This window comes from Kitasatospora sp. NBC_01539 (assembly GCF_045040525.1).
Lineage (GTDB): Bacteria > Actinomycetota > Actinomycetes > Streptomycetales > Streptomycetaceae > Kitasatospora.
Genome location: NZ_CP109390.1, coordinates 5,224,021 through 5,247,412, shown reverse-complemented (window position 1 = coordinate 5,247,412; position 23,392 = coordinate 5,224,021). Strand labels below are relative to the sequence as shown.

The 23,392-nt window shown below is 75.5% G+C and carries 19 protein-coding genes and 1 pseudogene; 9 read left to right on the top strand and 11 right to left on the bottom strand.

The window, feature by feature from the left end:
* Positions 1-8: 8 nt before the first annotated feature.
* Both OG335_RS22785 and OG335_RS22780 read right to left on the bottom strand, forming a co-directional pair.
* Positions 9-404, bottom strand: a complete 396-nt coding sequence (locus OG335_RS22785; RefSeq protein ID WP_405012970.1) for a DUF3017 domain-containing protein — start codon at positions 402-404, stop codon at positions 9-11.
* A 23-nt stretch (positions 405-427) separates the two neighbouring features.
* Complete coding sequence (locus OG335_RS22780) at positions 428-1,282, bottom strand: bifunctional methylenetetrahydrofolate dehydrogenase/methenyltetrahydrofolate cyclohydrolase (protein ID WP_405012969.1); 855 nt, start codon at positions 1,280-1,282, stop codon at positions 428-430.
* 361 nt (positions 1,283-1,643) lie between these two features.
* On the opposite strand from OG335_RS22780, the gene OG335_RS22775 reads away from it, so the two are divergent.
* The 4 genes and pseudogenes from OG335_RS22775 (at position 1,644) to OG335_RS22760 (ending at position 4,779) form a co-directional block, all read left to right on the top strand.
* The gene (locus OG335_RS22775) at positions 1,644-2,069 is read left to right on the top strand and encodes a hypothetical protein (RefSeq protein ID WP_405012968.1); all 426 of its coding nucleotides are present in this window, start codon (positions 1,644-1,646) and stop codon (positions 2,067-2,069) included.
* Positions 2,066-2,500: a DUF2752 domain-containing protein gene (locus OG335_RS22770; RefSeq protein ID WP_405012967.1), complete on the top strand. Its 435-nt coding sequence runs from the start codon at positions 2,066-2,068 to the stop codon at positions 2,498-2,500. The genes OG335_RS22775 and OG335_RS22770 overlap by 4 nt, the downstream gene beginning before the upstream one ends.
* Positions 2,501-2,640: 140 nt before the next feature.
* Complete coding sequence (locus OG335_RS22765; RefSeq protein ID WP_405012966.1) at positions 2,641-3,366, top strand: RDD family protein; 726 nt, start codon at positions 2,641-2,643, stop codon at positions 3,364-3,366.
* Between the two features lie 373 nt (positions 3,367-3,739).
* A pseudogene (locus OG335_RS22760) lies at positions 3,740-4,779 on the top strand (IS30 family transposase).
* 63 nt (positions 4,780-4,842) lie between these two features.
* Here the strand turns inward: OG335_RS22760 and purH are convergent.
* On the bottom strand, positions 4,843-6,426 hold the full coding sequence (gene purH / locus OG335_RS22755) for a bifunctional phosphoribosylaminoimidazolecarboxamide formyltransferase/IMP cyclohydrolase (RefSeq protein WP_405012965.1): 1,584 nt from the start codon (positions 6,424-6,426) through the stop codon (positions 4,843-4,845).
* Entirely contained in the window at positions 6,423-7,082 is a 660-nt protein-coding gene (purN, locus tag OG335_RS22750; protein WP_405012964.1) for a phosphoribosylglycinamide formyltransferase, read from the bottom strand. Before purN ends, purH begins: the two co-directional genes overlap by 4 nt.
* 368 nt (positions 7,083-7,450) lie before the next feature.
* Between purN and OG335_RS22745 the strand changes: the two genes are divergently transcribed.
* Complete coding sequence (locus tag OG335_RS22745; protein WP_405012963.1) at positions 7,451-8,131, top strand: hypothetical protein; 681 nt, start codon at positions 7,451-7,453, stop codon at positions 8,129-8,131.
* 11 nt (positions 8,132-8,142) lie between these two features.
* Here OG335_RS22745 and OG335_RS22740 read toward each other — a convergent pair whose 3' ends face one another.
* The gene (locus tag OG335_RS22740) at positions 8,143-9,606 is read right to left on the bottom strand and encodes a DUF6350 family protein (RefSeq protein ID WP_405012962.1); all 1,464 of its coding nucleotides are present in this window, start codon (positions 9,604-9,606) and stop codon (positions 8,143-8,145) included.
* Between the two features lie 117 nt (positions 9,607-9,723).
* On the opposite strand from OG335_RS22740, the gene OG335_RS22735 reads away from it, so the two are divergent.
* Positions 9,724-11,256: a LuxR C-terminal-related transcriptional regulator gene (locus tag OG335_RS22735; RefSeq protein ID WP_405012961.1), complete on the top strand. Its 1,533-nt coding sequence runs from the start codon at positions 9,724-9,726 to the stop codon at positions 11,254-11,256.
* A gap of 113 nt (positions 11,257-11,369) precedes the next feature.
* On the opposite strand, the gene sucD is transcribed toward OG335_RS22735, so the two are convergent.
* The 5 genes from sucD to OG335_RS22710 form a co-directional block, all read right to left on the bottom strand.
* The gene (sucD, locus tag OG335_RS22730) at positions 11,370-12,260 is read right to left on the bottom strand and encodes a succinate--CoA ligase subunit alpha (RefSeq protein WP_405012960.1); all 891 of its coding nucleotides are present in this window, start codon (positions 12,258-12,260) and stop codon (positions 11,370-11,372) included.
* A gap of 17 nt (positions 12,261-12,277) precedes the next feature.
* Positions 12,278-13,453, bottom strand: a complete 1,176-nt coding sequence (sucC, locus tag OG335_RS22725; RefSeq protein WP_405012959.1) for an ADP-forming succinate--CoA ligase subunit beta — start codon at positions 13,451-13,453, stop codon at positions 12,278-12,280.
* Between the two features lie 366 nt (positions 13,454-13,819).
* Entirely contained in the window at positions 13,820-15,013 is a 1,194-nt protein-coding gene (locus tag OG335_RS22720; RefSeq protein ID WP_405012958.1) for a VWA domain-containing protein, read from the bottom strand.
* 47 nt (positions 15,014-15,060) lie between these two features.
* Positions 15,061-17,463 (bottom strand): DUF5682 family protein, encoded by a 2,403-nt coding sequence (locus OG335_RS22715; protein WP_405012957.1) that lies wholly within the window; start codon positions 17,461-17,463, stop codon positions 15,061-15,063.
* 60 nt (positions 17,464-17,523) lie between these two features.
* Positions 17,524-18,630 (bottom strand): AAA family ATPase, encoded by a 1,107-nt coding sequence (locus tag OG335_RS22710; protein WP_405012956.1) that lies wholly within the window; start codon positions 18,628-18,630, stop codon positions 17,524-17,526.
* Positions 18,631-18,925: 295 nt separating this feature from the next.
* Here OG335_RS22710 and OG335_RS22705 point away from each other — a divergent pair, with 295 nt between their 5' ends.
* Both OG335_RS22705 and OG335_RS22700 read left to right on the top strand, forming a co-directional pair.
* Positions 18,926-20,248, top strand: coding sequence for an SWIM zinc finger family protein (locus tag OG335_RS22705; RefSeq protein ID WP_405012955.1), 1,323 nt, complete (start codon positions 18,926-18,928; stop codon positions 20,246-20,248).
* Between the two features lie 58 nt (positions 20,249-20,306).
* The gene (locus OG335_RS22700; protein ID WP_405012954.1) at positions 20,307-21,890 is read left to right on the top strand and encodes a DUF5691 domain-containing protein; all 1,584 of its coding nucleotides are present in this window, start codon (positions 20,307-20,309) and stop codon (positions 21,888-21,890) included.
* 64 nt (positions 21,891-21,954) lie between these two features.
* Here the strand turns inward: OG335_RS22700 and OG335_RS22695 are convergent, their stop codons facing one another.
* On the bottom strand, positions 21,955-22,362 hold the full coding sequence (locus OG335_RS22695; RefSeq protein ID WP_405012953.1) for a cobalamin B12-binding domain-containing protein: 408 nt from the start codon (positions 22,360-22,362) through the stop codon (positions 21,955-21,957).
* Between the two features lie 241 nt (positions 22,363-22,603).
* Between OG335_RS22695 and OG335_RS22690 the strand changes: the two genes are divergently transcribed.
* Positions 22,604-23,392, top strand: a complete 789-nt coding sequence (locus tag OG335_RS22690; RefSeq protein WP_405012952.1) for an esterase/lipase family protein — start codon at positions 22,604-22,606, stop codon at positions 23,390-23,392.

The following is a 23,392-nucleotide window of genomic DNA, read 5'->3' as shown; positions in this document are numbered from 1 at the left end:
CACCGCGATCAGCGGCGCGGACGGCCCACCAGGCGCCCGATGTCGTCGACGACGCCCAGGTGCAGCCAGGGATCCGGCTGCGCGACCAGGGTCAGCAGCACGACCGCACCGCCCAGGAACGCCAGCACCCCGACGTCGGTGAACCTGCTGCGCACGGCCAGCATGCCGACCTCCGGCAGGGCGAGCCGGAGCACCGCGGCCAGCAGGAGCGAGCCGCCGAGCACGAGCAGCCCGACCTTGAAGTCGCCGAACCAGGTGACGGCGACGCCGAGCCCGGCGACCGCCAGCACCAGCGATATCGGCCACTGCCGGACGGGCAGCGTGTGGCTGCGGCCCGCCGCGGCCGCCGAGCCCTCCGGCGGCAGCGTGCCGGTGGTCCTCGCCGGCCGCCGCCGACTGCGCACGGCCCGTACCGCTCCCATCGGGATCAGCGGCCGGCGCGGCGCTCGGCCGCCACGACGATGTTGTTGAGCAGCATGGCGCGGGTCATCGGGCCCACCCCGCCGGGGTTGGGGGAGATCCAGCCGGCGACCTCGGCGACACCCGGGTGCACGTCGCCGACGATCTTGCCCTCGCTGCGGCTCACGCCGACGTCGAGCACGGCGGCGCCGGCCTTGACGTCCTCGGGCTTCACGAGGTGCGGCACGCCCGCGGCGGCCACGATGATGTCGGCCTTGCGCAGGTGGTAGGCGAGGTCGCGGGTGCCGGTGTGGCACAGCGTGACGGTGGCGTTCTCGCTCTTGCGGGTGAGCAGCAGGCCGATCGAGCGGCCCACGGTGACACCGCGGCCGAGCACGACCACCTCGGCGCCGTCGATCTGCACGCCGTGGCGGCGCAGCAGCTCGACGATGCCGAGCGGGGTGCACGGCAGCGGGCCCTCGATGCCGAGGGCGAGGCGGCCGAGCGAGGTGGGGTGCAGGCCGTCGGCGTCCTTGTCCGGGTCCATCAGCTCCAGGACGGGGTTGGCGTCGAGGCCCTTGGGCAGCGGCAGCTGGACGATGTAGCCGGTGCAGGCCGGGTCGGCGTTGAGCTCGCGGACGACGTCCTCGACGTCCTGCTGGGTGGCGGTGGCGGGCAGTTCGCGCTGGATGGAGGCGATGCCGACCTCGGCGCAGTCCTTGTGCTTGCCGTTGACGTACCAGCGGCTGCCCGGGTCGTCGCCGACCAGGACGGTGCCGAGGCCGGGGAGGACGCCCCGCTCCTTGAGGGCCGCCACGCGGACGGCGAGTTCGGACTTGATCGCGGCCGCGGTGGCCTTGCCATCGAGAATCTGGGCAGTCATGGGTCCATTCTCCCGGATCGCCGCGGGCCGCCGCGCCGCGGGCCCGGGACAGGGCCGCGGACCGCCCCCGGAGCGCGCCGGAGGCCGTACGCGCCGTGGTGCCCGTCCGGGCGCCGTGGCCCCGCGCACGGGTCGGCGCGGTGTCCGCCGGGCCCCCGGCACGGGCCCGAGGAGGCCTCCCGGGCCCCGGACACGGAGCGTGCGGATCGGGTTGCGGTTCCGCCACATTTGCGTCCGGGACCCGGGCGCGGCTGGACACCACGGCGTGGTAAGGCCACGATGTCCCGAGCAATCTCTGCGGCCCACGTCCTGGTGACAGGCCATCGGGGACCACGGGGGACGATCGTCGGGGGAACACCAAGTGAGCAATCCGTACCAGCCTGACCCCTACGGCGGTTACGGCCAGCAGCCGCAACAGCCGTACGGGGCGCCGCAGTACGGCGCACCGCAGTACCAGCACCCGCAGCACCCGCAGCAGCAGCCGCAGCCGGGGTACGGCTACCCGCAGCAGCCGCAGCCCTACGTCCCGCCCGGGCCTGTGGTGATCCAGGCGAACTCGGCGGCGACCGCGTCCGTGGTGCTCGGCTTCATCGGCATCCTGACGTCGTGCTTCTACGGCGGCTTCATCGGCCTGGTGGGCCTCGGCGTCGGCATCGCCGGCCTGAACCGGTCGAACCGGACCGGGGTGGGCCGCAACGCGGCGGTCGGCGGGATCGTGCTGAACGTCCTCGCGGTGCTGACCTCCATCGGCTTCCTGGTCTTCTACCTCAGCGTCCCGACGACGTGAGCGTCCCTGCGCCCTCGCCCGCCGGTTCGCTGACGGCCCGTTGGCGGCGCACGGCCGACTCGGTGTCCGGCGGGCTCATGCGGGTGCTGCTGCGCGGTGCCGGCGGCGCGGCCGCGGCGGTGGCGGTGGCCCGGTTGCACGACGCGCACGACCCGGGCGTGCTCTGCCTGCTGCGGCGCTTCACCGGGATCCCCTGCCCGGCCTGCGGCAGCACGACCGTCTTCATCGAGGCCGGTCACGGCCACTGGGCGGCCTCGCTGGCCGCGAACCCGGTGACCGTCGCCGCGGCGGTGGCGCTGCTGTTCGCGCCGCTGGGGCCGGGCCGCTGGTGGTGGGGCCTGTCGACCGGCCGCCGCAACGCCCTGATCGGCACGGCCTTAGTGCTGGCCTGGACGTGGCAGTTGAACCGCCTCGGCATCTCCCGTCCATGAACTTCGCGGTACCCGGCGGGAATTGATCCCCGCAGTGTCGGGGCCGTCCGCTAGTGTCCCACCCGGTCGGCGCGACCTCCTTGCCCGTCCCCAGGTTTTCTCCGCTGTCCGTCCCACACACTTCCTGCCCGGAGGCACCGATGAGTTACCCGCCCGACCCGAACAACCCTTACGGCAAGCAGCCCCCGCCGCCCGGTTACGGCTACCCGCAGCAGCCCCCGCAGCAGCAGCCGGGCTACGGCTACCCGCAGCAGCCCCCGGCCCCCGAGTACGGCTACCCGCAGCAGCCGCCGGCCCCCGGCTACGGCTACCCGCAGCAGCCCCCGGCCCCCGGCTACGGCGACGGCGGCTACGGCATCCCGCAGCAGCCGGGCTACGGCCACGGCGCCCAGGTGCAGCAGTTCTACGCGGGCTGGGGTTCGCGGGTCGCGGCGTACATCGTCGACTACCTGATCGTCGGCGTGCCGACCGGCATCCTCTACGGCATCGGCGTGGGCGTCGGCGCGGAGCAGGCCACCTGCACCAGCGACCCTGACACCTTCGCCTACAGCTGCACCGGCGGCGGCATCTCCGGCCTCGGCCTGGCCATCATGGGCATCGGCTGGCTCATCGCCATCGCGGGCGGCCTGTGGCTGGTGTACCAGGAGGGCACCACCGGCCAGACCCCCGGCAAGAAGCTGGTCAACATCCGGGTGCTGCGCGAGGCCGACGGCCAGCCGCTGGGCTTCGGCATGGCCTTCGTCCGCAAGCTGTGCCACATCGTCGACGGCTTCTGCTGCCTCGGCTACCTGTGGCCGCTCTGGGACGCCAAGAAGCAGACCTTCGCCGACAAGATCATGAGCTCGGTGGTCGTGAAGTCGCAGTGACCTGCTGACGCGTGACACGCCGAAGGCCCGCACCGGACCTTGGGTTCTAACGGTCCTCGCAACACCCGCGATCTGTGGGAGTTGCGAGGACCGTGGGCGTTGGGCGTGATGATCTTGCTGGGTTGCGGGAGCGTTTCCTGGAGCGGCTGGATGTCGTAGGCAGCGTGACCGTGGCGGCGCGTGAGCTGGGGATGAACCGGAACACTGCCTTCGCCTGGGCCCGGCCGGGGGTGTCGCGCGTCGGGAGGCGGTCCGGCAAGTCGGGGTGAACGAGCGCACGGCCAGGGACTGGGACCAGGGCGTCAAGAAGAGCGCCACGACGCGGACCTATCCCGACGGCCGCCATGTCGACTACGCGGCAGGAACCGTCACGATGGGCCGTGTGACCACAGCACCCGTGGGCCTGGCCGCCCTGGACAAGCAACTCCACCCGAGGTTCCTGACGCTGGCCGAGCGCGAGCGGATCCGCGATCTGCGCGCGTCAGGCCACTCGTTGCGGGCGATCGGACGCACCCTGGACCGGCCGGCGAGCACGATCAAGCGGGAGCTCGGCGCGAACTCCGGCAGCGAGGACTACCACCCCTACGCGGCCCACCGGGCGGCCGCCGCGCGCCGGCCCCGGCCCAAGGAACGCAAACTGCCGCGCGAGGGCCGACTGCGCCGCTTCGTCCGGGACGGACTGCGCAGACGGTGGTCGCCCGAGCAGATCTGCCACGCTCTGCTGAGGGAGCATCCCGACGACGAGAGCATGCGGGTGAGCGTGGAGACGATCTACCAGGCGCTGTATTTCCAGGCCGCGGCGGTCTGAAGCGGGAAGTGCAGGCAGCCGTCCGCTCCGGGCGGACCCGCCGCAAGCCACGCCGGAACCCTGAGTGGCGTACTTCCCGGTTCATCGACCCGATGGTGATGATCAGCGACCGCCCCGCCGACGTCGAGGACCGGGCCGTGCCCGGTCACTGGGAAGGCGACCTGATCCTCGGTGCGGGCGGGCGCTCAGCGATCGCCACCCTGGTCGAGCGAAGCACGCGTTACACCATGCTGGTTCACCTGCCGGGCGGAACCCATGACGCCGAGACCGTCCGCGACGGGCTCGTCCGCACCGTCCAGACCCTGCCCGCCCACCTGCGCGGTTCTCTCACCTGGGACCAGGGCAGCGAGATGGCACGTCACAAGCAGTTCAGCATGGCCACCGACATGCCCGTCTACTTCTGCGACCCGGCCTCGCCCTGGCAACGCGGCTCGAACGAGAACACCAACGGGCTGCTGCGGCAGTACTTCCCGAAAGGCACCGACCTGAGCCTGCATGGTCCCGAAGACCTCCAACACGTCGCCCAGGAGCTCAACGGCCGCCCACGCAAGACGCTCGGCTGGGATACCCCAGCCGAGCGCCTACGTGATCTACTCACCACCTGAAACCACGTGGTGTTGCAACGACCCCTTGAACCCAAGGACGGTGCGGGCCTTCGGCGTACCGGATCAGTGGAAGAAGTGCCGGGTGCCGGTCAGGTACATCGTGACGCCGGCCTCGGCGGCCGCCGCGACGACCTCCTCGTCGCGGATCGAACCGCCGGGCTGCACCACGGCCCTGACCCCGGCCGCCACCAGGATCTGCAGGCCGTCCGCGAACGGGAAGAACGCGTCGGACGCGGCGTACGCGCCCCGGGCGCGCTCGCCGGCCCGCTCGACCGCGAGCTTGCACGAGTCGACGCGGTTGACCTGGCCCATGCCGACGCCGACCGAGGCGCCGTCCCTGGCGAGCAGGATCGCGTTGGACTTGACGGCCCGGCAGGCCCGCCAGGCGAACGACAGCTCGGCGAGCTCGTCGGCGGTGAGGGCCTCGCCGGTCGCGAGGGTCCACGTCGACGGGTCGTCGCCGTCGGCGTCCACCCGGTCGACCTGCTGCAGCAGGACGCCGCCGCTGATCCGGCGGACCTCCAGGCCGTCGCCGGGGGCGGCGGCGGCACGCAGCACGCGGAGGTTCTTCTTCTTGGTGAGGACCTCCAGGGCGCCGTCCTCGTAGCCGGGGGCGACGACGACCTCGGTGAAGATCGGGGCGATCTGCTCGGCGAGCTCGACGCTCACCGGGCGGTTGACGGCGATCACGCCGCCGTACGCGGAGACCGGGTCGCAGGCGTGGGCCTTGCGGTGCGCCTCGGCGACGTCCGCACCGACCGCGATGCCGCACGGGTTGGCGTGCTTGATGATCGCGACGGCCGGGCCGTCGTGGTCGTAGGCGGCGCGGCGGGCGGCGTCGGTGTCCATGTAGTTGTTGTAGGACATCTCCTTGCCGTGCAGCTGCTCGGCGCCCGCGAGGCCGCCGGTGCCGTCGACGTACAGCGCGGCCGCCTGGTGCGGGTTCTCGCCGTAGCGGAGCACGTTCTGGCGCTCCCAGGTGCCGCCGAGGAACGCCGGGAAGGCCTCCTCCGCCTCGGTGTAGCCGGACTCCTCGAACCAGGAGGCCACGGCGACGTCGTAGGCGGCGGTGTGCGCGAACGCGGCACCGGCCAGGCGCTTGCGGGTCAGCAGGTCGAAGCCGCCGTCCTTGACCGCGCCCAGCACGTCGTCGTAGCGGGCCGGGTCGACGACCACCGCGACCGAAGGGTGGTTCTTGGCCGCGGCGCGGACCATCGACGGGCCGCCGATGTCGATCTGCTCGACGCACTCGTCGGGGGTGGCCCCGGAGGCCACGGTGGCCTTGAACGGGTAGAGGTTCACCACGACGAGGTCGAACGGCTCGACGCCGAGCTCGGCCAGCTGCGCGCGGTGCGACTCGAGGCGCAGGTCGGCGAGGACGCCGGCGTGCACGCGCGGGTGGAGGGTCTTCACCCGGCCGTCCAGGCACTCCGGGAAACCGGTGAGTTCGGAGACCTCGGTGACCGGCACGCCGGCCGCGGCGATCCGGCCCGCGGTGGAGCCGGTGGAGACGATGGTGACCCCGGCGGCGTGCAGGCCCTGGGCCAGCTCCTCCAGTCCGGTCTTGTCGTAGACGCTGATCAGCGCGCGGCGGATCGGGCGTACGTTCTCAGAGACGGGGGGCGTGGTGCTGGAGGCGGCGCTCATGCCGGGATCCATACCTTTCGGTCTTCGATGCGGTGGCCTTCGCGGGCCAGCCGGCCCACGACCTCGACGAGCAGCGTGCGCTCGACAGTCTTGATGCGCTCGTGGAGCGCTTCGCCGCCATCGGCGTGGTCGGCGTCGCGGACCTCCACGACGCCCTGCGCGATGATCGGTCCGGTGTCCACCCCGGAGTCGACCAGGTGGACGGTGCAGCCGGTGACCTTCACGCCGTAGGCGAGGGCGTCCGGCACGCCGTGCGCACCCGGGAACGCGGGCAGCAGCGCGGGGTGGGTGTTGACGGTGCGGCCCGCGAACGCGGCGACGAACGCGGGGCCGAGGATCTTCATGAAGCCGGCCGTGACGACGAGGTCCGGCCCGTACCCGGCGACCGAGGCGGTCAGCGCGGTGTCCCAGGCGGCCCGGTCGGGGTGGTCGGCGATGCGCTGCACGAAGGTGGGGATGCCCGCGGCCTCGGCGCGCTTCAGGCCGGCGATGTCGGCGCGGTCGGCACCGACCGCCGCGATCACGGCGCCGTACGCAGGATCGGCCGCCGCGTCGATCAGGGCCTGGAGGTTGGTGCCGGAGCCGGAGACCAGCACCACGAGGCGGGCCGGACCGGGCGTACGCGGCGGGAAGACTTGGGCGGAAGCGGCGGCCACTGCGCGATTCTCCGTACGTCGTGCGCCCGCTGGTACGTCCACCGTCGGTGGGGCCACTACGGGCGGCAGGTCGAGCCGGGGCGGGACCCCCGGGGTGTGCCGCTGCGCTGCGGGGCCCGGGAACCGATGTGAGCTGCTGACCGTCACCACGATAACGGCTGGTCGGAGGCGCTTCGTAACCGCGGGGCCACGCTACGCGCGTAGTTGAGATCGGGATCTCGCCCGCGCGCGCCGCACCGGCCCCACCGGCCCGAGGACCGCACACGGCAGGGCGCCTCCCGGTGCGGAACCGCCTGCGGGATCATTGGAGGCGCAGGCCCGCTCCGGCGCGGCCCCACGCCCCCGGACGAGAAGGAATGGCCGACACCATGAGCAGCGGAGACGACACCGGCGAGCGCAACCCGTTCGCGCCGCCGCCCGCGGACGCCCCCGACCGGCCGTGGCGGCCCCGCACCCCGCAGCAGCCCCCGCAGCCCCCGACGGACGGGCCGGGCGACGACGGCGACGAGCGCCCCCGGGTGCCGCCCCCGCACCCGTGGAGCCCCGGCTACCGCGGCGGCTGGTCCGAGCCGCAGCCGCCCCGCTACGACCCCACCGACCCGGTGCAGCGGCGGGCCCGGCACGCCCTCAGCGCGGGCATGGCCGGACTCTTCTGCGCCATCCTCGGCCTGCAGTACGTCGCCCTGCTGCTCGGCGCACTCGCCCTCTACTGGGGCATCTCGGCGCTGCGGTCGGACCGCTCCCCCGCAGCCCCGCAGGACGCACCGCCGACCGGCAACGCCACGGTCAACCCGCACGGCATCGGCAACGCCCCCCTCGGCGGCATGCCCCGGGTCCAGCCCTCCCGCCCGCAGGTGCCGGCGGCCCTCGGCGGCCTGCTGACCGGCGGAGTCGCCCTGGTCTTCACGCTGAGCGTGTTCGGCGCCCAGCTCTACTACCACGACTACGTGACCTGCCGTCAGGACGCCCTGACCACCGAGGCCGCGCAGAACTGCGGCGAGCTCGCCCCCGACCTCGTCGTGCAGTTCCTCGGCCCCGCCGCGGGCTGAGCGGGCCGCACTCAGTCCTCCGCCGCGTCCCCCACCGACCGGGGGCCGCGGCGCCACGGCGGCACGGCCGGGGCGAGCAGGGCGACGACGGCGTGCAGGCCCGCCCGCAGGTGCGCCGAGGCGGTGCGCAGCCGGACGGCGGCCACCGCCCCGCGGCCGCGCCACGGCCGCCCCCCGGAAGCGGAGACGGCGGACTGCGCCGGGACGGCGGCCCGGGTAGCGAGGACGGCCGCGCCCGCGCCGGCCGCCCGGAGGAGCAGCCGGCGGGCGATCAGCGCACCCGGCAGGACGACGGCCGCGCACCAGCCCGCCGCGGCGAGGGCCGTCTGCCACGCCACCGGGCCGAGCGCGGACATCCGGCCCGGCGCCAGCGCACCGCCCGCCAGCCACGCCACCGCACCGGCCACCGCGCCGACGCCGAGTGCCGACGCCAGCGCGGCGGCGGCGGTACCGCCGGGGTGCCAGACCCGGACGGCCGTCCGGCCCGCTGCCGCCCGTCCGAGGAGCAGCGCGGGCACCACCCCGGCCGCCAGCGGGAGCGCCCCCACGGCGAGCGCCCAGCCCGGGCCCGCCGGACCGCCCGGCACGAGCTCGAACAGCGGGAACTCCGGCAGCGCACCCAGCCGGGTGCCGAACGGCGAGACGACCGTGCCGGCGCCGACGGCGAAGCCCGGTCCCAGGGCGAAGGCCGCCGCCCAGACCAGCGCGTTCGGCAGCAGCAGGGCGCAGGCGAGCACCAGGCCCAGCACCCCCGCGATGCGGTCGGCCAGCCCGTCGGCGGAGTGCCCGGCGTCGCCGACCAGGACGGCGACCGTGAGCAGCGTCCCGGCGCCGGCCACGAGCCCGGCCAGCCAGGCGGCCGCGGCACGCCCCGTGGCGGCGGCCGACCCGCGCGGCGGGGCCCAGCCGGGCAGCCGTTCGGTGAACGCCGGTGGCAGCGCCGGGACCGCTGCGCCGTGCGCGCCGCAGAACCCCCAGGCGAGGCCCGCCGCCGCGACCACCGCGACCGCGACGAGGGCGGGCGGCGCGTCGGCCCGCAGCACCGCGTCGGCGCGGCCGCACTCGGCGGCGGCCCACGCGGCCACCGCGAGGTACCCGGCGCCCAGCGGCAGCAGCGCGCGCGGCATGCCGGTGCCCTGCGGGGTGCGGGCGGCCGCCCGGGCACCGGCCCGGCGCAGCAGCAGCACGCTCACGACGGTGAGCAGCAGCGGGGTGACGGTCACCGGCGCGCCGGCGGGCCCCCGGGTGAGCGGCGCGCCGTGGCCGAGCAGCCAGACGGCGCAGGACAGCCGGAGCGCCCCGCGGGCGGTGACGTCGCCGTACGGGGTGAGCACCCAGAGTCCGAGGACGGGGACGGCGATCACCGAGAGGGCCGCGAGGGCCGTCCGGGCTCCGGTCAGGACCTCCACGACGACCGAACGGCTGCCCAGGTCGCCCGGCAGGCCCAGGAGCGGCCGGCCCATCAACTGCGTCATGGGCCACATGCTCCCAAGATCACCCGTTGTGCCCCGTGAAGCGGCAAACCTTCGCCGTGTCCCGGATTATCACTTCATGTGCCTTTTCAGATTCTGCAGCCACCCTGAGGCCCTCAGGTGACCGCACCGTCGAAGGCCCACCGCGCCGAGGAGGAGCCCGCCGGGGACCCGGCCCGGGACCCCTCCCGTCAGGCGCGCGACGATGCCGCCCGCCTGCTCGCGCGCCTCACCCGGCGCGAGGCCCAGGTGCTCGCCCGGTTCACGGCCGGCGACGACACCCGTGCCGCGGCCGCCGCCCTCCGCATCGCCCCCGCCACCGTCCGGAACCACCTCCAGCGGGCGATGCGCAAGCTCGGCGTCGAAACCCGGGAGGACGCCGTGCGCCTGGCCGCCCTGCTCGCCGCACCCACGCCGACGGCACCTGCGGCACCGGCCGCGTCGGCCGCGCAGCCTGCGCCGACGGCGGGGCCGACGGGGCCGGTACCCGGGGTGGACGCCGCACCGGACGGCCGGGCGAACCCGGCCGGGGAGCCGGAGACCGCGGAGCCCGGCGCCGCAGACGAGCCGGCGAGCGTGGACGAGCCGGCGGGCTCGGCGGGCTCGGAAGGCTCGGCGGGCTCGGAAGGCTCGGCGGGCTCGGAAGGCTCGGCGGGCTCGGAAGGCTCGGCGGGCTCGGAAGGCTCGGCGGCTCCGGCCGTACCGGGACCTCCCGCCCCTGCCTTCGAGGTCTTCAGCGCCGCCGTGCACACCCGTCTGGTCCAGCAGACCTACCTGCTGACGGGATCCCCGCAGCGGGCCTCCCGCATCGTCCGGGCGGTGCTCGGCGACGCGGCGCTGCAGTGGGACGAGGTCTCCGCCCGGCCCGATCCGGAGGGGCAGGTGCGCGCCGCGGCGTTCGAGGCGGCGCTGTCACCGTGGCACCGCGGCCGGTCGCGGCCGACCGGCCCGGACGCCGCCCTGCTGACCGCCCTCGGCCGGCTCTCCCGGCCGCAGCGCCGGGCGGTCGTCCTGCACGACGCGGTGGGCCTGCCGGCGCCCGTCCTGGCCGCCGAGGCGGAGTCCTCGACCGCGGCGGCCGAGCGGCGGGTGCTGGCGGCCCGGGCCGAGCTCGCCCGGACGGTGCCTCAGGTGGTCGGAGCCGATCCGCTCGCCCCGGACTTCGGGCCCGGGCTCGGCGCCCTCCTGCACGACGCGGCGGTGCGGGCCTGCCCGCCGGTGCCCGCGCCCGCGCCGGACCGCCTGGTGTCCGACGCCCTGCGCCGCACCCGGGCGACCACCGTCGCGGCGGGCCTGCTGGTGCTCGCCGTGGGCGGCGCGGTGATCACGACCCTGGTGACGGCCGGCGGCCCGCCCGCACCCGCGCGGGCCCCGCAGGTGGCGGTGGCTCCGCCGCCGCAGGTCTGCTCCTCGGCGGGCACCGGCAGCTCCGGCCCCGCCCTGCCGGGGCGCACCGCCGGGCTGCGGAGCCCCTGGTGCAGCCCGGTGCCGCCGGAGCAGCAGGCCGTGCCGCCCGCGGCGCCGGACGGAGCCGACCGGCAGGACGGGGACGGCGCCCGGGGTGCCGGGCTCCTGCCGCGCCACGTCGCTCCCCTGCGGGCGACCGGCCCGGCCGGGTCGGTGGCCGCGGTGCCGCACCTGCTGCCCGCCTGAACGGCCCACGGGCCCGGGGCCCGGGGGCCGCCGGTGCAGGGCCGGGAACGCCCGAGGGCGCCACGGACGGGATCGTCCGTGGCGCCCTCGGGTGTGCTGTCGGCCGGGCTGCCCTACTTGGCGGCCGCGAAGAGCTCGCGGGCCAGGCGGGCGGTCTCGGACGGCGTCTTGCCGACCTTGACGCCGGCGGCCTCCAGGGCCTCCTTCTTCGCCTGGGCGGTGCCGGAGGAGCCGGAGACGATGGCGCCGGCGTGGCCCATGGTCTTGCCCTCGGGCGCGGTGAAGCCCGCGACGTAGCCGACGACCGGCTTGGTGACGTGCTCGGCGATGAAGGCCGCGGCACGCTCCTCGGCGTCGCCGCCGATCTCGCCGATCATCACGATGACCTCGGTCTCCGGGTCATCCTGGAACGCCTTGAGGGCGTCGATGTGGGTCGTGCCGATGACGGGGTCGCCACCGATGCCCACGGCCGAGGAGAAGCCCAGGTCGCGCAGCTCGTACATGAGCTGGTAGGTCAGCGTGCCGGACTTCGAGACCAGGCCGATCTTGCCGGGGCCGGTGATGTCGGCGGGGATGATGCCCGCGTTCGACTGTCCGGGGGAGATCAGGCCGGGGCAGTTCGGGCCGATGATCTGGGTCTTGGAGCCCTTGGCACCGGCGTACGCCCAGAAGGCGGCCGAGTCGTGGACCGGCACACCCTCGGTGATGACGACCGCGAGGCCGATCTCGGCGTCGATCGCCTCGACGACGGCGTCCTTGGTGAACTTCGGCGGCACGAAGATGACGGTGACGTCGGCACCGGTCTTCTCGATGGCCTCGGCGACGGTGCCGAAGACGGGCACCTCGGTGCCGTCGACGTCCACCGTGGTGCCGGCCTTGCGCGGGTTGACGCCGCCGACGATCTGGGTGCCCGAGGCCAGCATGCGGCGGGTGTGCTTCATGCCCTCGGAGCCGGTCATGCCCTGGACGATGACCTTGCTGTCCTTGGTAAGGAAGATAGCCATGGTGTGAGTCCCCTTCCTTACTTCGCGTTGGCCAGCTCGGCGGCGCGGTCGGCCGCACCGTCCATGGTGTCCACCTGCTGAACCAGCGGGTGGTTGGCGTCGGTCAGGATCTTGCGACCCAGCTCGGCGTTGTTGCCGTCCAGACGGACGACGAGCGGCTTGGTGACCGCCTCGCCCTTCTCCTCGAGGAGGGCCAGGGCCTGCACGATGCCGTTGGCGACCGCGTCACAGGCGGTGATGCCGCCGAAGACGTTGACGAAGACCGACTTGACGTCGGTGTCGCCCAGGATGATCTCCAGGCCGTTCGCCATGACCTCGGCGGAGGCGCCGCCGCCGATGTCGAGGAAGTTGGCGGGCTTCACGCCGCCGTGGCTCTCACCGGCGTACGCGACGACGTCCAGGGTGCTCATGACGAGACCCGCGCCGTTGCCGATGATGCCGACCTCGCCGTCGAGCTTGACGTAGTTGAGGCCCTTGGCCTTGGCCGCGGCCTCCAGCGGGTTCGCGGCGGCCTTGTCCTCGAGCGCCTCGTGGTCCGGCTGGCGGAACTCGGCGTTCTCGTCGAGGGAGACCTTGCCGTCGAGCGCGATGATCTTGCCCTCGCCGGACTTGATCAGCGGGTTGACCTCGACGAGGAGCGCGTCCTCGGCGATGAAGACCTTCCACAGCTGCTGCAGGACGTCGGCGACCTGGTCCGCGACCTCGGCCGGGAACTTCGCGGCGGCGACGATCTCGGCGGCCTTCTCCGGGGTGCAGCCCTCGTTGGCGTCGACCGGGATCCTGGCCAGCGCGTCCGGGTTCTCCTCGGCCACGACCTCGATCTCGACACCGCCCTCGACGCTGGCCATCGCCAGGAAGGTGCGGTTCGTGCGGTCGAGCAGGAACGAGACGTAGTACTCGTCCTTGATGTCCGCGGTCTGGGCCAGCATCACCTTGTGGACGGTGTGACCCTTGATGTCCATGCCGAGGATCGCCTCGGCCTTGGCGACGGCGTCCGCCGGGTCGGCGGCGAGCTTGACGCCACCGGCCTTGCCTCGGCCACCGACCTTCACCTGAGCCTTGACGACGGCGCGGCCGCCGAAGCGCTCCGCGATCTCGCGGGCGGCTTCCGGGGTCTCGATGACGTCGCCGTCAAGCACGGGTACACCGTGCTTGGCGAAGAGGTCCCTCGCCTGGTACTCGAACAGGTCCACGTGTGTTCGTCCTTGTTCGTGGTCGCGGATTGTGTCTCTTCGAGCGTGCCACGGCAGGATCTTCGCTGCGGATTTCGTCGGAGCTGCACGGGTACGCAGAGCGTCGGCCTTGCGGCCCACGCAGCCCCGGGCGCATCGTCAATCAACACGCGCGTCACGTCCGTCTGGCAGGTTATCCCCGGACGACGTGCGTGTTTCGCCGGAGGCCCGGTCGGCTTTGGTGAGAACCGTCACAACGGGTGCACCGGGGGCCCGGAGGCGGCCTGCTCACGTCGGGCGCGCCGCCCCGGTGAGATCCGGACGGTCATCACCCGACCGGGTGAAACCAGGCATCCCGGCCCGCCTGCCCGGCACCGCCCGGAGCCGTCATCCGTGGTCCGGCACCGGCAGCGGACGCTTCTCGATCGCCGCGGCCATGATCTCCGGGAAGACGTCCGGGGTGCAGGCGAACGCCGGGGCGCCGAGCGCGGCCAGCGCCGCGGCATGGGCGTGGTCGTACGCGGGGGCGCCCTCGTCGGAGAGCGCGAGCAGCGCGATGAACTGCACGCCGGCGGCCTTCATCGCCGCGACCCGCTTGAGCATCTCGTTGCGGATGCCGCCCTCGTAGAGGTCGCTGATCAGCACCACGATCGTCTCCGAGGGCCGGGTGATCTTCGACTGGCAGTACGCCAGCGCCCGGTTGATGTCGGTGCCGCCGCCCAGCCGGGTCGCGAAGAGCACGTCCACCGGGTCGGTCAGCTGCTCCGTCAGGTCGACCACCGAGGTGTCGAAGACGACCAGCCGCGTCGTCAGGCTGCGCATGGACGCCAGCACCGCGCCGAACACCGCGGAGTGCACCACCGAGGGGGCCATCGACCCCGACTGGTCGATGCACAGGATGACGTCCTTCTTCACCGACCGCTGGGCGCGCGCGTAGCCGATCAACCGCTCGGGCACGACGGTGCCGCGGCCGTCCGGGCCGGCGTCGGGCAGGTAGTTCTTCAGGTTGGCGCGGATCGTGCGGTCCCAGTCGATGTCGCGGTGGCGCGGACGGTTCACCCGCGCGGAGCGGTCCAGGGCGCCGCCGAGGGTGGCCCGCGTGCGGTCGGCCAGGCGTCGCTCCAGGTCGGCCACGACCTTGCCGACCACGGCCCGGGCGGTCTCCCGGGTGGTCTCCGGCAGCGCGTGCTTCAGCGACAGCAGCGTGCCGACCAGGTGCACGTCCGGCTCGACGGCCTCCAGCATCTCCGGCTCCAGCAGCAGGCGGTCCAGCCCGAGGCGGGCGATCGCGTCCTGCTGCATCAGCTGCACCACGGTGGTCGGGAAGTACTCCCGGATGTCGCCCAACCAGCGCGCCACCTGCGGCGCCGAACCGCCGAGCCCCGCACTGCGGGCGGCACCGCGGCCCTCCGCGCCGCCGCCCCCGGCGGCACCGCGGTAGAGGGCGGCGAGCGCGCCGTCCATGGCCGCGTCCCGGCCCGTCGGGCGGTGGCCGGTGCCGTCCGCCTCGCCGCCGAGCACCAGCCGCCAGCGGCGCAGCCGCTCCGCGGCGGGATCGAGCGGGGCGTGGGTCGCGGTCATGGCACTCCTCGATGCAGAACGGGTCGGGGCGGCGGCGGGTCGGCCGGTCAGGTGTTGCGGCCCTGCGGCTGCCGCGGGATACGCGGCAGACCGACGGGCGGCCCGGACACCGCGCCGGGGGCCGGCAGGCCGAGCAGCAGGGCGAGCACGGGCAGGACGGCGTCCGCACGGGCCTCGTCGAGGTCGACCGGGACGGCTGCCACCCGGGCGGCACCGCCGCCCAGCGGGCCGGCCGCGGCCCGCTCGCCGATGGTGCGGCGCACGCCCGCCTCCAGGCCGGAGAACGTGCGGCGCAGCACCGGCAGCAGGTCGACCAGGGTGTCGCCGGGCACGCCCGTCAGCCAGTCGTCGAGCAGGCCGAGCAGCCGGGCGTCGTGCAGCAGCAGGGCGCCGCCGCCGGTGAGGAAGCCCTCGATCCAGCCGGCCGCGTCGGCCGGGGCGCCCGCCGGGGAGAGCACCAGGCCCATCCGGCGGCCGGCCTCGTCGGAGCCCAGCCGGCCGTCGTCCAGCAGCAGCCTGACCGCGCGGCCGCGGAGCAGCCCTGGCACCCCGGTGGCCGGGCCGCCGGACGGCTCGCGGGCGGCGAGCGAGCGGAGCGCTCCGGCCCACCTCCCGGCGGCGGAGTCGTCGGGCGCGTCGGAGGCGTCGTCGGCGTCGGAGGCGTCAGAAGTGCCGGGTGCGCCGGGTGCGCCGGACGAGAGCAGGCCCACGGCGGTGTGCACGGCGTCGAGGTGGGCGCGCATGGCGGCGGCGCCGTCCGCGTCCAGGCCGGTGCAGGCGGGCGGCAGGCCGATGCTGATGCGCTCGGCGAGGGCGTGCGCCACGCCGTCGAGGGCGTGGCCGTCGGTGGAGCGGACGTCGCCGTAGCGCAGCGCCCGGACGAGCGGCGGCAGGGCCGCGGCGAGGTGGGCGACGTCCGTGTCGAGGGCGGCGCGGTCGGCGAGCACCCGCATCACGGACGGAAGGGCGCCGGTGAGCCCCGCGAGCAGGCACTGCTCGACGAGCCGGGTGAGGTCTGCGAGTTCGGCGGCGTCCACGGCGTCCCGGGCGGCTCGGCCGCAGGCCGCGTCCTCCACGGTGGTGCCCCAGTGCGCGGCCTCGACGACCCGCACGGCGTACTCGGGCTCCCAGCGCAGCCGCCAGGTCTCGCGGAAGGTACCGGTCGACCCCGTGGTGGTGCGGCCCGGCTCGCCCCAGCCGATGCCGAGCAGGCGCAGCCGGTGCAGCAGGCGGGAGCGGCTCGCGTCGAGGTCCTTGCGGAGGTCGAGGACGAGCTCGCGCTCGGCGGCCTCCGGCTTGAGGCGCAGACTGCGCTGGAGCCGGGCCAGGTCGCGCTGGAGCGGCACGGCGGGCGCGTCGTCGGGCACCTCGCCGAGCGCGTCGCCGACGACCAGCCGCTCGTGCACGAGGGCCAGGGCGACGTCCGAGCCGTCGCACAGGACGGAGCGGACGGCGTCAAGGGTCTCGCCGAGCCCGGCGAGGGGGCGGCCGCGCATCACGGCGAGCGTCTCGGCGAGCCGGACGGCCTCGATGACGTGGGCGGAGGAGACCGGGTGGTCCTCGGCGCGGAGCAGCTCGGCGACACCGGTCATCCAGCGGGTGACCGGCCGGTCGGGGCTGGTGAACAGGTGGTGGTACCAGCCGGGCGAGTCGATGCCGGCGCCGTAGCCGGTGTGCTGGGAGAGGCGGCGGTGCGTCCACGGCACCCAGGTGATCTCGGTCCTCAGCCGGGGCAGGCCGGTGAGCAGGGCGCGGTCGTGGGCCGCGGTGGGCATCGTCTGCAGGGCGGGCACGTGCCAGGCCCCGCAGACGACGGCGATCCGCTGGTGGCCGGCCCGGCGGGCGGCCCGGATCTGCTGGCGCATGTACGCCTCGCGGAGTTCGTCGCGGCGGCCGGCCGGGCCGGCGGCGCCGTCCTCGCGCAGTGCGGTCATCGCCTCGGCGACGGCGGCGAACGGCGCGAGCGCGTCGTCGCCGGGCGCGCGGTGCTCGACGACGTCCTCCCACCAGCGCTCGGGGTCGTCGTGGCCGGCCGCCCGGGCGAGGGCCGCGATCGGGTCGCCGAGCGGCTCCGGCCCGTCCTCCCCGCCGGACGTGCCCCCCGGCACGCCCGACGGGTGGTCGGCGAGGGCGAAGGTGTGCGCGGCCGGGAGGTCGACGAAGCGGACGGACACGTCGTGGTCGACGGCGTACCGCACGGCGACCCACTCGGGCGAGAAGACGGCGAACGGCCAGAACGCGGCCTTCGCCGGGTCGTCGACGACGTGGGCGAGCAGCGCGACCGGCGGCTTCATGTCCTTGTCGGCGGCCAGGGCGACGATCGTGTCGGCCTCGGGCGGGCCCTCGATCAGCACGGCGTCGGGCCGCAGCTGCGCCAGGGCGGCGGCCACCGCCCGGGCGGAGCCGGGGCCGTGGTGGCGTACGCCGAGCAGGGTGACCTCTGCGCCCATGGGGCGGCACCTCCTCATCGGTGGGTCGGACGGGTCGTGGGAGTCGGACGGGCGGTCCGGTCAGCGGGAGTGCTCGCGGGCGGCGCGGTAGAAGTCCTTCCAGCCGTCGCGCTCACGGAGCACGCCCTCGACGTACTCGCGCCACACGGCCTGGTCGGCGACGGGGTCGCGGACGACGGCGCCGACCACGCCGGCGGTGACGTCGGCGGCCCGCAGGACGCCGTCACCGAAGTGCGTGGCGAGGGCGAGGCCGTTGGTGAGCACCGAGATCGCCTCGGCGGTGGAGAGGGTGCCGCTGGGCGTCTTGACCTTGGTGCGGCCGTCGGCGGTGAGGCCGGCCCGCAGCTCGCGGAAGACCGTGACGACGCGCCGGATCTCCTCGGCGCCGCCCGGCAGGTCGGGCAGGTCGAGGGAGCGGCCGAGCTGGTCGACGCGGCGGGCGACGATCTCGACCTCCTCCTCCAGCGTGGCGGGCAGCGGCAGCACGACGGTGTTGAAGCGGCGGCGCAGCGCGGAGGAGAGGTCGTTGACGCCGCGGTCGCGGTCGTTGGCGGTGGCGATCAGGTTGAAGCCGCGCACGGCCTGCGTCTCGTCGCCGAGCTCCGGCACCGGCAGGGTCTTCTCGGAGAGGATGGTGATCAGGCTGTCCTGCACGTCGGCCGGGATCCGGGTGAGCTCCTCGACCCGCGCGATCTTGCCGTCGGCCATGGCCCGCATGACGGGCGAGGGCACGAGCGCCTCCCGGCTGGGGCCGTTGGCGAGCAGCTGGGCGTAGTTCCAGCCGTAGCGGACGGCCTCCTCGGGAGTGCCCGCGGTGCCCTGGACGAGCAGCGTGGAGTCGCCGCTGATCGCGGCCGCGAGGTGCTCCGACACCCAGGTCTTGGCGGTGCCGGGCACACCGAGCAGGAGCAGCGCCCGGTCGGTGGCGAGCGTGGTGACGGCGACCTCGACGATGCGGCGCGGCCCCACGTACTTGGGGGTGATCACGGTGCCGTCGGGCAGCTCGCCGCCGAGCAGGTAGGTGGCGACCGCCCACGGCGAGAGGCGCCAGCGCGCGGGGCGGGGGCGGTCGTCGGCGGCGGCGAGCGCGGAGAGCTCCGCGGCGAAGGCGTCCTCGGCGTGGAGGCGGAGGACTTCACTCGAACGAGTGGTCGTCTCGGTGGTCATCAACAACTCCTGGGTACGGGCCGCCGGACATGGCTGTGACAGGGCGCGGGTCGGGACGGGCGGATCGGGGCGTGCGGGACCGCCGTACCGGCCGGGGTGCCGCCGGGACACGGCCCGGACGGCGGCCGGACACCGGCCGACCAGGCGTTTCGTACGCCCTTGCGGCCTGCTGGAACAACCATGCACCGGGCCACTGACAACCCCGGCCGTCCCGGTGACCGGCCGTCAGTTCGCCGCGGCCGGGGCGGCTCCGGCCGCCCGGCGAATGTCAGTGCCCCCTCCTAGCGTCGTCGGCATGGAGGAACGCTGGAGCAACGAACACGTCCTGTCGCTCGCGCCCGACCAGGCGTCGCTGAAGGCGGCCGGCAAGCTGTCCGCGCCCGCGCCCTGGACGGAGGCGGGCTGGGGCGGCGGCGCCCTGTGGGGCGCGTGCAAGGGCAGCGGGCGCACGCCGTACCACGCCTGCGTCGACCTCGCCGGGCCCGCCTACACGTGCACCTGCCCCAGCCGGAAGTTCCCGTGCAAGCACGTGCTGGGGCTGCTCCTGCTGTGGAGCGCCGGCTCTGCCGCGGTCGCCGTGGACGCCGAGCAGCCCGCGCGGGTCGCCGAGTGGCTGGCGAAGCGTCAGGAGAGCGCCGTTCAGAAGGCGGTGCGGCAGGCCGAGCGCCGCGAGGCCGCCAAGGACGACCCGGCGGCCCGCCGCCGGGCGGAGCAGCGCGCCGCCCGGGTCGCCGCGGGCGCCCTGGAGCTGCGGCTCCGCCTCGCCGACGGGATCCGCCACGGCCTCGCCGACCACGCGGCCACCGCCTCCGGCTGGGACGAGGTCGCCGCCCGGATGGTCGACGCGCAGGCCCCCGGCCTCGCCGCGCGCGCCCGCGAGCTCGCCCGCACCCCCGAGGACGACCTGCTGGAGGAGTACGCGTTGCTGCACCTGCTGGCCGGAGCCTACGGCCGCGTCGAGGAGCTGCCCGCCCCGCTGGCGGCGACCGTGCGCACCCGGGTCGGCTTCACCACCGCCACCGACGAACTGCTCGCCGGGCCGACCGTCCGCGACCGCTGGCAGGTGCTCGGCAGCCGCGACACCGCGGACGACCGCCTGACCACCCGGCGGATCTGGCTGCGCGGCGCCAAGACCGGCCGCCCCGCCCTGCTGCTCTCCTTCGGCAGCGCCGGCAAGGCGCCCGAGCTCGCCCTGCCCACCGGCCGGGTGGTGGAGGCCGAGCTGGCCTTCCACCCCGGCGCGCGCCCGCTGCGGGCCGTGCTCGGCACCCGGCACGGCGAGCCCGGGACGGACCCGGACGGGCCGCCGCCCGGCGTCTCCCCGGCGGAGGCCGTGGCCGGCTACGGCGAGGCGGTCGCCGACGACCCGTGGCTGGACTCCTGGCCGGTCGTGCTTGCGGAGGCCGTGCCCGTCCTCGGCCCGGACGGCTGGCAGTTGACGGACGGCGGCAGCGCCGTCCCCGTCCGGCGAGGGTCGGCGCCCGAACAGGCGCTGTGGCGGCTCGCCGCGCTCTCGGCGGGCCGGCCGCTGACGCTGTTCGGCGAGTGCGGCCACGCCGGCTTCGCGCCGGTCACCGCCTGGAGCGCCGACGGCCGCCCGTTCGGGGTCGGCCAGTGAGCGCCACGGCGGGACCGCCCGACGACCACCACCGGACCCACGCGACGGGAGGCAGGCCGTGACGGCCCCGACCACCACCACCGATGACACCTGGTCCGAACTCCGGACCGCCGCCCTGCTCGGCACGGACCGCCGGCCGCTGCCGGAGCCGGTACCCGGCACCCCCGCCGCCGCCGCGGCGGCCACGGTCGACCGCGCCGACCCGGCGACGGCCCTGCTCGACCTGGCCGCGCTCGCCGCCGTACGGCGCCGCGCGGGCGCCCGTCCGCTGCCCGCGCCCGGGCTTCCGGCACCCGCCGGGGCCGACCGGCGTCCGGAGGTGCCCGCGGCGGCCGCCCGCCGCCTCGGCGTCCTGCTCGGCCGGGGCCACGACGGCACCCTCGCCAACCTGGCGGAGCTGCTCCCCCAGTGGCTCGCGGCCGCCCGCGGGCACGGCTACCGGCTGCCGCCCGTCCACGTGCCCGCCCTGCTCGACACCGCGCGCGGCCGCAGCGAGCTGCGGCCCGACGTGGTGGCCCTGGCCGGGCCGCTCGGCCGCTGGCTGGCCGAGCGGAACACCGACTGGCGGTTCGTCACCCGCACCGCCGCGGAGGACGATCCGGCCGGCGACCGGGCGGCGGGCGAGCAGGTCTGGCAGGAGGGCCTGTTCGCGGAGCGGGTCACCCACCTGACGCGGCTGCGCCGGCGTGATCCGGCGGCCGGTCTCGCCCTGCTCGGCAGCACGTGGGGCACCGAACGGGCCGAGGACAGGCTGCTCTTCCTCGACGCCCTGCAGGACGGTCTGTCCGCGGCCGACGAGCCGTTCCTGGAGGCCGCGCTCGGCGACCGCAGCAAGAACGTCCGCACCACCGCCGCCGAGCTGCTCTCCACCCTGCCCGGTTCGGCGCTGGCCGCGCGGATGGCCGAGCGGGCGCGCGCCTGCGTGCGGCCGCTCGACGACCGGCTCGCCGTCACCCCGCCCGCCGACTGCGACGCGGCGATGCAGCGGGACGGCATACCGCTCAAGTCGCCCACCGGACGCGGGCAGCGCTCGTGGTGGCTGGGCGAGATCGTGGCCGCCGCCCCGCTCGCGCTGTGGACGGACGGCTCCGGGCTCACCCCGGACCGGCTGGTGCGGCTGCCGGCCACCGAGGACGGCGACGCGGACGGCACCGACCGGTCCGCCGAACTGCGGGAGGCGTGGGCCCGGGCGGCGGTCCGCCAGCAGAACGCCCCGTGGGCCCGTGCCCTGCTCGGTCCCGCGCCGCGCCCCGGCACCGCCGACCGCGGCGCGGGCGCACCCGCGAAACTGCTCGCCGTGCTGCCCCCCGCCGAACGCGCCGCCTGGACGGCCGCGTTCGTCCGCACGCACGGCCTCGGCGACGCGTTCCAGCTGCTCGGCGCCTGCGCGGCACCCTGGACACCGCCGCTGTCCACCGCCGTCGTCGCCGCCCTGGAGCGTGCCGCGGGCTCCGGCGCGTACCCGTGGAGCCACAGCGGGGTGCTCGGCATGACCGAGCGGGCGCTCGCCCCGGAGGCGGCGGCGGCCGTGGAGGCGCTCGCCACGGACGCCGCGCCGGAGACGGCGTGGGCCGACACGTTCGCGCGGCTCGCCGGGACGCTCCGCCTGCGGGCGGTCATGCTCGACGAACTCGCCCCCTGACGGCTCTCCCCGGCAGCCCCCTGACGGCCCGACGGGCGGGCGGGCGCGGCCGGAAGGCCCGCGGTCAGCCCGCCGGGCGGAGGTTGGCCTCGACCCAGGTGACGACCGACTGCATCGGGGTGCCCGGGGTGAAGACGTCGGCGACGCCGAGCGCCTTGAGCTCCTGGATGTCCGCGTCCGGGATGATGCCGCCGCAGAAGACCTTGATGTCCTCCGCCTCGCGCTCCCGCAGCAGCTCCAGCACCTTGGCGCAGAGCGTCATGTGGGCGCCGGAGAGGATCGACAGGCCGATGCCGTCGGCGTCCTCCTGGATCGCCGTGTCGACGATCTGCTCGGGCGTCTGGTGCAGGCCGGTGTAGACGACCTCCATGCCGGCGTCGCGCAGCGCGCGTGCGATCACCTTCGCGCCCCGGTCGTGGCCGTCCAGACCCGGTTTGGCGACGACCACGCGGATCGGCCCTGACACACCCATGACTGCCTCCTGGACGACGCTGTCCACCCGACCGGCCGGTCCGGTCGGACCGGGCGCGATGTTAACAGCTTCTAACATGCCTGAGGGGAGGGTAACCCACGGCGGCCGCGCCGCGGTTTCGCCGGTCGACACGAGGGGAAAATCAGAGAGCCACCGACCGGGCACTCCCGGTCACCGGAGACCGTGACCCCCGCGCAGGCCACCGCAGGGGCCCCCGCGCCACCCTGCCGGGGAGATCCGCATGACGATCCCGTCCCGGCGGACGGCCGTCGCCGTCCGCGGCGCCGGCCCGGAAGCCGCCGCCACCGCCCACCACCCGGCCCACCACCTCGCCGGCATCCCGCCCGAACAGCGGGCCCACCCCTGCCCGGGCCGACCCGTACCGTCGGCCGTCCGGCCCCGGCCCGACCCCGTGCTGCTGCTGCACGGCACCGCCGACGACCGTGCCGTCCTCACCCCGCTGCGCCGCACCCTGCACCGGCACGGCTGGACGCACCTGCACGTCCTCAACCACGCGCCGCTCGGCCGCGACGTCCGTGCCGCCGCGGTACTGCTCGCCCGGCACGTCGAGTGGGCCGTGCAGGCGCACGACGGCCGCCCCGTCGCCCTGGTCGGCCACGGCCTGGGCGGCCTGATCGTGCGCTACTACGTGCAGCGGCTCGGCGGCCACGCGCTCGTCACGGCCGTCGTCACCCCGGCCACCCCGCACGGCGGCACCACGGCCACGCCGCTGCCCGGCCCGCTCCCGGTGGCCGGTCGGCTCCGGCCCGGCGGCGGCCTGCCGGCCGAGCTCGCGCTGCCCGCGCCGGAGTGCGGCACCCGGTTCACCGCCGTCCACGCCGAGCCGGACGGGACCGTGCCGCCGCGCGCGAACGCCCGGCTCGACCACCCCGGCCTGCCCGCCGTGCGGGTGGCCGCCCCGGAGGCCGGCCCCCTCGGCCTGCCCGCCCGTCCGCCGACCGTCACGGCCGTGCACGAGGCTCTGGAGCGCTGGGCCGCCGGGCCGCTGACGGAGCGCCACGCGTGCTGA